11 protein-coding genes and 1 other RNA gene are annotated in these 12,808 nt (G+C 37.8%); 3 read left to right on the top strand and 9 right to left on the bottom strand.

The genetic code is table 11. The annotated features are described in order from the left end of the window. Nucleotides 1–10: 10 nt before the first annotated feature. The gene (gene ligA / locus ACFINC_RS05965) at nt 11–2,170 is read left to right on the top strand and encodes an NAD-dependent DNA ligase LigA (protein WP_375616521.1); all 2,160 of its coding nucleotides are present in this window, start codon (nt 11–13) and stop codon (nt 2,168–2,170) included. A gap of 417 nt (nt 2,171–2,587) precedes the next feature. On the opposite strand, the gene ACFINC_RS05960 is transcribed toward ligA, so the two are convergent. The 4 genes from ACFINC_RS05960 to ACFINC_RS05945 form a co-directional block, all read right to left on the bottom strand. Continuing rightward, nucleotides 2,588–3,283: a hypothetical protein gene (locus tag ACFINC_RS05960; RefSeq protein ID WP_375616520.1), complete on the bottom strand. Its 696-nt coding sequence runs from the start codon at nt 3,281–3,283 to the stop codon at nt 2,588–2,590. Between the two features lie 909 nt (nt 3,284–4,192). Continuing rightward, nucleotides 4,193–6,019, bottom strand: coding sequence for an aminopeptidase P family protein (locus tag ACFINC_RS05955; protein ID WP_375616519.1), 1,827 nt, complete (start codon nt 6,017–6,019; stop codon nt 4,193–4,195). Nucleotides 6,020–6,036: 17 nt separating this feature from the next. Beyond that, a complete protein-coding gene (locus tag ACFINC_RS05950) occupies nt 6,037–6,906 on the bottom strand; it encodes a 50S ribosomal protein L11 methyltransferase (protein WP_375616518.1) in 870 nt (289 codons plus the stop codon). A gap of 26 nt (nt 6,907–6,932) precedes the next feature. Further along, entirely contained in the window at nt 6,933–7,514 is a 582-nt protein-coding gene (locus ACFINC_RS05945; RefSeq protein WP_375610503.1) for an SCO family protein, read from the bottom strand. A 139-nt stretch (nt 7,515–7,653) separates the two neighbouring features. On the opposite strand from ACFINC_RS05945, the gene ACFINC_RS05940 reads away from it, so the two are divergent. Continuing rightward, on the top strand, nt 7,654–8,283 hold the full coding sequence (locus ACFINC_RS05940) for a DapH/DapD/GlmU-related protein (protein ID WP_375616517.1): 630 nt from the start codon (nt 7,654–7,656) through the stop codon (nt 8,281–8,283). Nucleotides 8,284–8,334: 51 nt separating this feature from the next. Here the strand turns inward: ACFINC_RS05940 and ACFINC_RS05935 are convergent, their stop codons facing one another. The 5 genes from ACFINC_RS05935 to ssrA all read right to left on the bottom strand — a co-directional run bounded on the left by ACFINC_RS05935 (nt 8,335) and on the right by ssrA (nt 12,332). Next, on the bottom strand, nt 8,335–10,674 hold the full coding sequence (locus ACFINC_RS05935) for an ATP-dependent helicase (RefSeq protein WP_375616516.1): 2,340 nt from the start codon (nt 10,672–10,674) through the stop codon (nt 8,335–8,337). A gap of 120 nt (nt 10,675–10,794) precedes the next feature. Next, on the bottom strand, nt 10,795–11,046 hold the full coding sequence (locus tag ACFINC_RS05930) for a ribbon-helix-helix domain-containing protein (RefSeq protein ID WP_375616515.1): 252 nt from the start codon (nt 11,044–11,046) through the stop codon (nt 10,795–10,797). A 10-nt stretch (nt 11,047–11,056) separates the two neighbouring features. Then, complete coding sequence (locus ACFINC_RS05925; RefSeq protein ID WP_375616514.1) at nt 11,057–11,239, bottom strand: DUF4169 family protein; 183 nt, start codon at nt 11,237–11,239, stop codon at nt 11,057–11,059. An 8-nt stretch (nt 11,240–11,247) separates the two neighbouring features. After that, the gene (locus ACFINC_RS05920) at nt 11,248–11,793 is read right to left on the bottom strand and encodes an SspB family protein (RefSeq protein ID WP_375616513.1); all 546 of its coding nucleotides are present in this window, start codon (nt 11,791–11,793) and stop codon (nt 11,248–11,250) included. 182 nt (nt 11,794–11,975) lie between these two features. Beyond that, nucleotides 11,976–12,332, bottom strand: a transfer-messenger RNA (tmRNA) gene (ssrA, locus tag ACFINC_RS05915). A 96-nt stretch (nt 12,333–12,428) separates the two neighbouring features. Between ssrA and ACFINC_RS05910 the strand changes: the two genes are divergently transcribed. Next, on the top strand, nt 12,429–12,734 hold the full coding sequence (locus tag ACFINC_RS05910) for a DUF2853 family protein (protein WP_375616512.1): 306 nt from the start codon (nt 12,429–12,431) through the stop codon (nt 12,732–12,734). Nucleotides 12,735–12,808 lie beyond the last annotated feature (74 nt).

Here is a 12,808-nt window from a genome sequence, read left to right as displayed (position 1 = left end):
AATAGATTTTATGAACAAAGATGCAGTTAAAAATCTCACAGCTGTTGAAGCAGTAAGTGAATTAGAGTGGTTGGCAAAAGAAATTGCACGTCATGATGTGCTTTATAATCGTGATGATCAGCCTGAAATTTCTGATGCAGAATACGATGCTTTGCGCCGCCGTAATGCAGAAATTGAAGCTCTTTTTCCAGAGCTTATTCGTGTTGATTCTCCTTCACATAAAATTGGGGCACCAATTTCTGAAAAGTTTGAAAAATCTGTTCATGCACAGCCTATGCTTTCACTTGATAATGCGTTTAGCTTTGAAGATGTTACTGAATTTATTGAGCGTATTCGTCGTTTTTTACGTCTTCCAGAAACACAAGTATTGGAAATAACAGCGGAGCCAAAAATTGATGGTTTATCTTTGTCTTTGCGCTACGAAAAGGGGCGGCTTGTGCGTGCGGCAACGCGTGGGGATGGAACTGTCGGTGAAAATGTGACGGCAAATGCTCGAACAATTGCTGATATTCCACAAGTTTTGCAAGGTGATTTTCCTGAGGTAATCGAGGTTCGCGGCGAAGTTTATATGGGACGGGAAGATTTCCAAGCTCTTAATATAAGCCAACAAGAGAAGGGAAAGTTAACCTTCGCCAATCCTCGAAATGCGGCGGCTGGTTCTCTCCGTCAGCTTGATTCACGGATAACCGCCAGCAGAAAGCTTCAATTTTTTGCTTATGCTTGTGGTGAAGTGAGTGAAGTATTTGCAGAAAGTCAAATAGAGATGATGAAAAAGCTAAAAGAATATGGCTTTGTTATCAATCCATTAATAAAAGTCTTTAAGAGAGTAGAAGAAATTATTTTCTATTATCGTGATATAGAAGAACGCCGTCATTCTTTAAGCTATGACATTGATGGCATTGTTTATAAGGTTAATGATTTGATGCTCCAAAAGCGCTTGGGGTTTGTTTCTCGTTCGCCGCGTTGGGCGATAGCCCATAAATTTCCAGCAGAAAAAGCGATAGCGCTTTTGGAAGATATTGATATTCAGGTCGGTCGTACGGGAGCTTTGACGCCCGTTGCACGCCTTACACCTATTACTGTTGGTGGGGTGGTGGTGACCAATGCCAGTTTGCATAATGAGGATTATATTAAGGGAATTGGCCATAAAGGAGAGCCCATTCGTGAAGGGCGTGATATCCGTGTAGGCGATACCGTGATTGTACAACGCGCTGGTGATGTAATCCCTCAAATTGTTGATATTATTGCTGAAAAACGTCCAAAAGATGCTTCTGCTTTTGTTTTTCCTCATCTGTGTCCCGCTTGTGGGAGTCATGCTGTTCGCGAAGAAGGAGAAGCGGTGCGTCGGTGCACCGGTGGGCTTATTTGTCCTGCACAAGCGATTGAACGTATTCGTCATTTTGTTTCACGCAATGCCTTTGATATTGAAGGCTTGGGTAAAAAGCAGGTAGAATTTTTTTTCCATGCTCAAGATGAGGCGCTTTGTATTCATACACCAGTTGATATCTTTACTTTAGAACGGCGCCAAGAAAAGTCTTTGATCCGTTTGGAAAATATGGAAGGTTTTGGTACTGTTTCAGTGCGGAAACTGTATGATGCCATTAATGCACGCCGCGAAATTCCTTTAAGCCGTTTTTTGTTTGCATTGGGGATTCGTCATGTTGGAGAGGTGAATGCACGCCGCCTTGCACGAGCATATCAAAATTATACAGCTTTTGAAACGGCGGCTATGGAAGCATTTATGCCATGTGAGCAGGAAAACAAAGAAGGCAATGAAGCTTGGATGGAACTTATCAATATTGAAGGAATTGGACCACAGGTAGGGGGCGCAATTGTTGATTTTTATAGAGAAGCGCATAACCGTGAAGTTTTGTCTGTTTTGCTTGAAGAAGTAACACCTCTTGATGAGGCACCTATCATGATAGCTGCTTCACCAATAGCGGAGAAGATTATTGTTTTTACAGGAACTTTAGCACATATGTCACGTGATGAAGCAAAAGCATTGGCAGAGCGATTAGGGGCCAAAACATCTGGTTCACTTTCTAAAAAAACAGATCTTCTTGTTGCAGGACCTGGAGCGGGCTCCAAATTGGCTAAAGCTGAAGAATTAGGTGTTGAGGTTATCGATGAAGAGGCTTGGCTACAGCTGATTGAGAAACATAATGTTTAGAGGATGTTTTCTAGAAGATGCATATGCTGTTTGTGTGGTTATCTCTCTTACATTTGGGGGAGCTGGAATCAAAAAGGAGATAAAGGGGCTATTTTTTGCAAACATAGAACGCCAATATATTTTGATATTTATTAAGTTATTAAAAAGGATTAACGCTGAGCTTAAATATTAAACTTAAACTATTATGATGAAGAATATGCAAGGTTATTATTAGTAAAAGATATAAATTATTACTGTGAAGAAAGGTAAAATTTTTGAACAAATATGTAGAATTTAATCCAAAATGCCGTAATAAACCGATTATAATGACGTAATAGAAATGTAACGCGGAAGATTACAAAATATAATAAAACATTCCGCTATAAATGAATAAGGGATATAACTGCGAGTTGTTTATTATGTTTAATTTATAAAAGATTACTGGTACCTATACTTATCAGGCATTATTAGATGGTACACTTGTCCAATTTCATTACAAAATTTCGGATATTCGCTAATGCGTCTAGCAGCATAATTTTTTTCCTGACTTCCTTCATCTCTCTCAAATTTCTCAGCATCGGAAATTTCGTTTATTAGAGCTAGTATTTGGACTGAGAATATTTCAGAATTAAATACCATTCGTGCATATCCAAACATTGGATCTGTCGAGTTCATGACCAAATTTTTTGCCCAAATGAAATCGCTTTCTTTCCAATTATATTGAGAACGTAGCTTATGTATGTAGGTAGGTAGAGATAATGCTGGAAATTTTTTAGTATACTCTCCCTGTAATAAGTCCACAAGGCATGCACACCAAACAACTTTCGCATGGATAAGATTTATATTTTCAGGAATTAGCACTATCATACCAGGGCTTAGAACATGATATACACCATAACTTTTATTATCCAGATATTTTTTCGCAATTTCTAGGCGTTCTTCGTATATATTATCAGGATATTGTGTCTTTACGTACTCTTCGTATAATTTATCGTACTGATTTGGAGTAATGACTTGATTTTCAGAAAATACAGCAATAGGAACTCGCTTAAATTTAGTAATTTCACTCAATACAGAAGGTCCAATATAGTATCCAAATAATAATATTACGGAACAAAATAAAATTACACGCATTAGGATAATCACTTTATTGCTAAAATACTGGATAAGAATATAGATTATTAAGATCTATGCTTAAAGTTTGTTACTATGATAAGCCGTAAGATACATATTTTATTGTGTCTTTTTCAAAGTATTTGTGAAATTTTGTAGAGAGCTTGAATCTCCTTTATTTATGTGACTGTTTTTGTGTTATGTAGTTTTTCATATCCTCTGTTGTTGTTAATTTTTTAGCTGAATAATACGTTCAGGTAAAAACATGTACCTCCATATATGTCGTTTTCATACTGTGCAGTTGGAAACTATCTATATTGTGGGTAACGTTATTTTCAACAATAAGTAATAGTCTAGAAAATAATTATTGTACTGTTAACTGTGCAAATAAATAAAAAACTTTAACGCTGATGTTAGCATCATGCTCCTTCTTTTAAATTCTAAATACTTAATTTTTATTTCATAGCAGATTCTATTTTATTGTATCAATATGTATTATAAGGAATTGCAGCTATTGAAAATGATTCAAGAATTTAAAAAATGTAAATTATCATTATGAAGCAAACAAAAAGATAAAATTTATTCGAATAAATATGCAGAATTTTTGAATCTAAACAGCGTAATAAGTTGGTTACAATAGGTGTTTTAGAAATACGATGCGGAGGATTACAAAATATAATGAAAGTTTTCATATAAAGAAAATAGAGATATAATGGTGTCTAGATGGTGATCGCCAAGATAAGCATTACCACATGCGGGCGTATTTCACTCTTCTCACCCGTCATATTACGCCTCTTGCCATGCCAGCAAAAAATTTGAAGGATCTTTTAGAAATATTTTTTGTATTTCCTGACGCAGATGCATATTTTTCCCTTTAAAAGAGAATGTCCCGTGTTTTGTAGAAAGAGTAAAGGTTATACGTTGATTGATTTAAAGGGGCATTGTTGCTTCTTTTGCCCATTTTTTATCTTCTTCATTTAAGTAAGGTGCATTCATCTGATAAACGCGCGCATGGTAATCATTGAGCCATTGTCGTTCTTCTTGTGTCAAAAGCTCTGGAAGGATTAACCGTCGATCAATGGGGCAATGTGTAAGAGTCTCAAACGAAAGCATTTCTATATCTCCGCCATCAATTTTTTGTGCTGGTTTCACAATCATCAAATTTTCAAGACGGATACCAAAAGCACCTTCGCGGTAATATCCTGGTTCATTTGAAAGAATCATACCGGGAATAAGTTCTTGGCATCCTTTACGGGAAATATTTTGTGGTCCTTCATGAACAGAAAGATAAGACCCAACACCATGCCCCGTGCCATGGGCATAATCAAAGCCAGCTTTCCACAATGCAATGCGTGCAAGAGCATCAATGTCTTGTCCGCGTGTGCTTTTTGGAAATCTTGCAGTTGAAAGCGCAATCATGCCTTTTAGGACAAGAGTAAAACAGCGTTTTTCTTCTTCTCCAATATTGCCAATTGCTACTGTGCGTGTGACATCTGTCGTGCCATCACGATATTGTCCACCTGAATCAACAAGGTAAAGTTCACCAGCATTGAGTTGTTTATTTGTTTGCGTTGTTACACGATAATGAATAATGGCACCATTTGCTCCTGCGGCTGAGATTGTATCAAAAGAAAGATCTTTAAGTTTTTCTCCCATTTCGTTTGCTGTATTTATGCGAAATTCTTCTAATTTTTGAGCAGCAGAAATTTCACTTATTGACCCTGGTATTTGTTTATCTAACCAAGAAAAAAAACGGGTTAGGGCAACACCATCGCGTAGGTGTGCTTTGCGTGCGCCATTGAGTTCTGTGTCATTTTTAATGGCACGTGGTAGAGCAGCAGGGTCGGTAAGTGTGATGAAAGAGTTATTTTCTTCTTCAATGACAGTTCGTAATTTTTCGCATGTTAACTGTGGATCTAAGGCAAAAGCTATCCCTTTTTGCGCGTATTCTTTAATCTTTGGAATAAGCTGTTCTGGTTCATATAATTTTGTATAACGTTCCAGATATTGTTTCTGTTCTCCACCAAGTTTTTTGCTATTAATGAATAAGGCTGGTGTTTCTTGGATGGGAATGAGAGCAAAACAAAGGGAAAAAGGCGTATTGGAAACATCATTACCCCGTATATTAAATGTCCATGCAATGGAGGAGGGGTCTGTAAAAATAAAGGCATCTGCATTTGCTTTTTGTATATATCTGCAAATCAATGCCAACTTTTCATCTGAGCTGCATCCTGCATATTTGAGAGGATGAACTGATAGGGCAGATTGCGGTAATTTGGGTTGATCATGCCAGATAAGATCGATAGGATTGGAGTGGATTGCTACAAGTTTTCCGCCTGCTTTATTTTCTAATGCGTTTTTCAATATATCGGTAGCAGTAATGGTGTGAAGCCATGGGTCAAAGCCAATAGAAAGTGTTTTTCCATTTGTTTCAAGCCATTGTGAAGGAGGGCAAGTTATGAGATCCTCATAATCAAAAATATCAGGATCAGTTTGTTGGCGAACTTGGAGCTTATATCGCCCGTCTGTAAATATGATGGCTTTGTTTTTTAAAATCAGTGCAATCCCAGCTGAACCAGTAAAGCCGGTTAGCCAGCTAAGACGTTGAGCATGAGGGGGGACATATTCTCCTTGATGTTCATCGCACCGTGGAACAAGAAAACCATCTAGTCCAAGGCGATCAAGTTCTTTACGAAGGGAGGCAATGCGTTTTGCAGCATGCGTGGGATTTGTTGTCGCCTCAAAAGATTGATACATAACGACGTCCTTTTCATTTATTTTAGATGTATCGTTACCCATCCTTGACGGTGGTATGTTTCGATATGCTTGAGTCCTTGTTTTATATAAGTATCTAAAACGTAGGCGTGTTGCTCTTCAAGAATTCCAGAGAGTATAAGTGATCCCCCTTTTTTAAGGGCTTTTACCATTTCTTGCGCAAGTTCAATGAGAGGATTGGCAAGAATATTGGCAACAATGAGATCAAAAGGCGCACGTGTTGCAATGTGTTCATGGGTAAAACTTGTTGCTGTAACAGCTGTAATATACTCTTTTACGCCATTAAGCTCGATATTATGTTGTGCAACTTGAATAGCAATAGGATCAATATCGGAGGCGAGAATACTAATGGGCTTGAGCATTGCTATGCCAATGGCTAAGACTCCGCTACCAGTTCCAAGATCAAGGGCATTTTGTGGATTTTCGTGTTTCATTACTTTGGCAATCATTTCCAAACAACCAGCTGTTGTCCCATGATGTCCTGTTCCAAAGGCTTGATTTGCTTCAATTTCAATAGGGAGAACATTAGCTGGAATGGCGTTTCTGTTGTGACTTCCATGAAGGAAAAAAGGACCAGCATGTACAGGTTTTAGTCCTTCTAGACTTTTTTGTACCCAATCAATATTGGGTAAAACTTCCATATTAATTTTATCAGAATCTATAGAAAGAACGCTTGCAAAACGTTTCAATGCGTCTTCTTGATTGTCTTGATCAACATATAGAGAAAGCTCATATATAGAATTTTTTTCGTCTATCTCTATAAGAGCAAGAGGATATCCTTCTTCATCAAAAGCTCTTTCTATAAGGGTATAAAATTGCTCTGCTTCACTTTTAAAAGCAGTATAATAGAAGCGAATTTGTTGCGACATGCTGTTCTTTCTTTTGATTGGCTTTTTTAGTTTGATATGAGTTTTTTTAGCCGTTCAATGGCGATTGCATCTTTTAATTCGCTATCGTTTTCTTTCGTGTCATAACGGATAACACCCGCTAATTTTCCACCTTTTTTGAGTAAAAAAATTGCTGCCGTATGGTTATAAGTATAGTTTCCATCTTCTCCAGGAACTTTTTCAGCAACAATTTTAAAAGAATTGGCCATTTTATGAACTTTATCAGGATCTCCACTGATACCAACGATTTTATTGTTAAAATTGCTGAGATAATTATGGAGTACTTCTGGTGTATCACGTTCGGGGTCAACAGTCACAAACCATACTCCTAACTTATCAGCTTCAGGTCCAAGCGCTGTAAGCCATTGATCAAGATTCATCAGTGTGGTGGGACAGATTTCAGGACACATAGTGAAGCCAAAAAAAATTATTGAAGGCTGGCTTCGAATATCCGCTTCAGTAATCGTTTTTCCATTTGAATCAGTGAGCGTAAAGTTATCACCTAAAGGCTTATTTATAAATGCATCATAAATAAAAATTCCCGTAAGAAATATAGCTGTTAGCCCTAAAATGCGGAGTACATTTTTCATAGTTTGTCTCTTTTAAAAGTGTCAAAAAATTCTAGCATTGGCTGGTTTGTTTTGCAATGTTTGTTTCACGGTTGATTTTATTGGTTTGGTTGGTATGTCTTTCCATATCTATTGATGAAACAATTGAGGGAAGGCAATAATGAATATTGAAAACGATCTTCGATTTCATGAAAGTAAGCCTCGTATCCATACGACAGCACAGCTGCATGGTTGTAAATTAGGGCGCTATGTGGAAATTAATGAGCGGGTAGTTTTGCGTGATGTAATAGTTGGAGATTTTTCTTATTTAGAACGTAACAGTGAGGCTATTTACAGCGATATTGGTCGTTTTTGTTCTATTGCATCTCATGTCCGTGTGAATGCGTTGGAGCATCCCATGGAGCGCGTTTCAACGCATAAAATAACCTATCGTCCAAACGAATATTTTCGTTATATGGCATTAGATAGTGGTTTTCGTGAAAGGCGTTGTGCAAAACGTGTTATTATTGGGCATGATGTGTGGATTGGACATGGTGCGGTTATTATGCCTGGGGTGACAATTGGTCATGGCGCTATCATTGGCGCGAACGCTGTTATAACGAAAGATGTTATGCCTTATACGATTGTCGTTGGGGTGCCTGCTAAGCGATTGCGGATGCGTTTTCCCAATCATGTGATAGAATGCCTTTTAGATATGGCTTGGTGGGATTGGCCGCTTGATAAAATCCACACAGCATTGCCTGATATGCAGAATTTGCCCATCGAAGCCTTTGTTCGCAAATGGCAATGACATTTAAAATAAAGTTGTCTCTTAAAAAAACGATTGTGGTTTGCTTTTTATTTAAGCTTTGTTTACAAAATTATCCAGTACACGCTTTTCTCCGGCTTTTTCGAACATTATTGTCAATTTATGATCGTCTATTGCTGTAATATGACCATAACCAAATTTTATGTGAAAAATCCGATCATTGACAGAAAAATCTGATGGTGCATGAGAGATTGATTGAGCGATAACTTTTCCTTCAATATTCTTGTTTTTTTGTGCATGCTTTTGTCTTGGTATTGCATAATCATTATAAAAGGAATCGTAATGTTGAAAGGAAGATTTTCCATAACCACCATAGGATGTTTCCATTGCTATGGCTTCTATATGTTCTGTTGGTAATTCCTCTAGAAAACGGGAGGGAAGAACAGATTGCCAAAATCCATGAATTCTTCGATTAGATACAAACCAGATATGCAAATGTTGTTTTGCTCTTGTCAGTCCCACATAGGCAAGACGCCGTTCTTCTTCTAATCCTGAACGTCCACCTTCATCTAATGAGCGCTGATGAGGAAAGAGTCCTTCTTCCCAACCTGGAAGAAAAACTGTTTCAAACTCAAGCCCTTTGGCTGAATGAAGGGTCATGATGTTGACTGCATCCATATTTTCATTATTTTCTGTTTCCATAACGAGTGCAACATGTTCCAAAAAACTTTGAAGATTTTCAAATTGTTCCATGGAACGAATCATTTCTTTAAGATTTTCTAGTCGTGTAGGAGCCTCTGGTGAGCGATCTTCTAACCACATGGTTGTATAACCAGAATCATCAAGGATGATTTCGGCAAGTTCTCTATGAGGAGTGTCTTGAAGCATATTTTGCCAGCGGCGGAAGTTTTCAATAAGGCTTCGTAATGCACTGCGTGCTTTAGGTTTTAGCTCGTCTGTTTCAATGATGTCAGCGGCAGCAGAAAAGAGAGGAACAGCACGTGCACGTGCACTCTCATAAAGAATGCGCAGGGTTGCATCTCCTATGCCGCGTTTCGGTGTATTAATAACACGCTCAAAAGCTAAATCATCCGCTGGTTGGACAACAACGCGTAAATAAGCCATGGCATCACGTATTTCCATTCGTTCATAAAAGCGTGGGCCACCAATGACGCGGTAGTTAAGGCCAAGTGTTACAAAGCGATCTTCAAATTCACGCATTTGAAATGATGCCCGTACTAATATAGCCATATGATTTAATGCATGACCAGTTTGTTGTGCGCGTTCGATTTCTTCACCGATTGCTCGTGCTTCTTCTGCTGAATCCCATGCTGAATGAATTTTTACTTTTTCTTCCTCACTCTTTATTTGAGCAGAAAAAAGGACCTTTCCCAGTCTTTCTTCATTATGCGCAATGAGATGGGAGGCAGCTTTAAGAATATGAGATGTTGAGCGATAATTGCGTTCTAGACGAATAATTTTAGCAGAAGGAAAATCTTTTTCAAAACGTAATATGTTTTCGACTTTTGCACCACGCCATCCATAAATGGATTGATCATCATCGCCAACACAACAAAGATTAACATGTTGACCTTGAGGATGTTGTGCCAAAAGGCGAAGCCAAAGATATTGTGCTGTATTTGTATCTTGATATTCATCGACAAGAATATAACGAAATTGAGAATGATATTCGCGAAGAATATCTGGATTATGTTGGAAGATAGAGATAGAATGAAGTAGAAGGTCACCAAAATCACAAGCATTAAGATCTTTTAATCGATTTTGATAACTGTGATAAAGTTCACGTCCCATGCCATTACCAAAGGAATGAGCATCACTTTTTGAGATATGTGTTGGTGAGAGTCCTTGATTTTTCCAAGAGTCAATCATCATGGCAAGGTTTCGTGCGGGCCAACGCTTATCGTCTAATCCTTCAGCTTGAATAAGTTGTTTTAAAAGTCGAAGAACATCATCGCTATCGAGAATTGTAAAGTTTCTTTTTAAATAAACAAGCTCTGCGTGACGGCGTAAAATTTTAGCTCCAGTGGAATGAAAGGTTCCAAGCCAAGGCATCCCTTCAACAACTTCTCCAATAAGTTCACCAATACGTGTTTTCATTTCACGGGCTGCTTTGTTGGTGAAAGTGACAGCAAGTATTTGTTGAGGAGAGGCAAGTCCAGAGCGTAAAATATGAGAAATACGGGTTGTTAAAACGCGCGTTTTTCCTGTACCAGCACCTGCAAGAACTAAAAGAGGTCCCTCAGTATTCATAACAGCTTGTTGCTGTTCTGGATTGAGTTGTTCTAAATAGTCTGTGTTATATGATTTTTGTTCTTTTAGAGTATGGGAGAAAAAACCAGAGCTCTTCTTATCATGGTCTGGAGGGGAATCTTCTTCAAAGAAAGGTATGGTGTGATCGGAAAAATTACTCATTATACCTTTTTTGTAATCTTTTTTTCGTTGAATTTCTAGATTAAAAACACTTCTCTTAAAAAGTCACAACAGTTTCAGTTGAACAGACAGAAAGAGAACGTAAAAAAATAAACACAAATATTAAAGACGTTGGGCGAGAACGCTTTGAAGGGCATAAACGCGTAACGAGGCCGAAAGATTTACTTGTTGTGGTCTTTTGCTATCGATATCAGTGATAATAAAGGCTAAAGATTGTCCTTTTTGGCGGGCTATATCTTTTAGAATATCTAAAAATGGAGGTTCTAAAGAGACGCTTGTTGCATGGCCATCAATGCGAACAGATATTTTTTGTGGAATAACTTTTGACCAATCGATAGAATTATTTTCGTGCATTTTTCTACCTTTATTCGTCATTTCGTAAACGATTTTGATCAAGAAATTTTTGCGTTTTTAAAGATTTTTGTTGCTCAAAAAGTTTTTCAGTTTTTGTTCGTCCAAAACGATAACGATTTTGCTCAGCGCGAAGAGCTTTTTCTGTACGCTTTTTTTGTTTTCGAAATTGGCGAAGGTTAATTAATTCAGGCATGAGAAAGTTTATTTTTTCCGAAAAGAATCTAAAGAGACAACATCAGCACTTTGTTTTGTATCGTTATTTGAAGGTTCTTTATTGGTACTGAGATTTTGTTCTTTTGTGAGCGTATTTTCTTTTTTTTGTTTGTTTGATAGAGTAATGGGTGCAGGTAAGGTGTTTTCTGAATTTTCACTTTCTCCAGAGGTAAGACTTGAGGGCAGATCAAATGCTGCTTCAAATGCTGCTACAGGATCATAAAAGACCTGAATGGAAGTAAAAGGAATCACCAGTTTTTCTGTTATTTCCCTGAAAGAGAGGGTTACTTCGAAGGCTGTTTCTGAAACACTGAGATCTCTAAACTGATGTTGCAAGACGATTGTCATTTGCTCAGGATAGCGGTTTTTTAGCCGAGAAGAAATTTTAACGCCTGGGGAATTCGTCAAAAAAGTTATAAAAAAATGATGATTTCCCGGAAGACCAGCTTTAGAAACTTCCGATAAAACTTTACGGATAACTCCACGAAGCGCATCCTGAACGAGAATATCGTAACGGATTTGATCTTTAACCATCGAAGTTTATTCCTTTTATTTCACGTAGCAGAATGGGTCGTATTGATGTTGTGTAATAGAAATGTATTTTAAAACTAGCAATATTTTATCTACGATGCACCTCAATGAATTGAAAAAACACGAAACTCTAAGATAAATAATGTCTGATAATGCCTGAAAGATCAATCAATAACATTTAAAAAAGTGAAGGCTTCTGTTGCCAGGTGCCTTCGAACCCCGCTTAAACCTGCGACGGTTTAAGAGTCAAGTTGAAACATTCACACCACTTTAAGCGGCGAGACGTGCTTCCGCATAGTTGTCATTTGCAACTACTCATTTAGCCCGATAACGGTGGTACAATGCCGAGTAAAAGAGCGATCTTTACACCCTTGTCGATCCTATTTCGCCCCCAGCAAAATATAATTTGGGTTTCTTATACTTTGGTGGAGGCGCCGGGTACCGCCCCCGGGTCCAATAGGTTTATTTCACCGTCCATTTATTACCATAGCTGGTAAGCCAGCCTCTTAAATATAGATGAAGAATGGTCTCAGGAAAAGGGGGGTTGTTAATATTTTTAATCCTCTAGTTATTTATGGAGCTATATGATGCGGTTTTAAAGTATAGGCCGCTCGTTTTTGGAGAGGAGATGATGAAAAATGACAAATAATCTAGCAGATATTAAACTATATGATCCAAATCCTGATGAAGCAGCAGTAGAACGACTTAGCCATCGTTTAGCTTTGGTGATGAAAAAACAGGATGCAGCGCTTGTTGCTACATCAGATCCAAAAGAGTTAGAACGTGTTGAAAAATGGGTTCAAGATGTTTTAGAAGCTGATGAACAGAGTGCTAAAATGGCTGTCTCAAAAGTTGCAGAGATGATGTCTGGAGAGCGTAGAAAAAGTCGTATGACTTTTTATTATCTAGTTGCTAAGCAACTTAATGCACTTCATAAAATTTAAACAATTTTAAACTAAATTTTGCTCAATAATAAAAAAGCCCAAAATTGTTTGGGCTTTTTTGTTTATAGAGTGCG

This window comes from Bartonella sp. AP58NXGY, assembly GCF_042195785.1.
Taxonomy (GTDB): Bacteria; Pseudomonadota; Alphaproteobacteria; order Rhizobiales; family Rhizobiaceae; genus Bartonella.
This window is presented reverse-complemented; position numbering and strand designations above follow the sequence as displayed.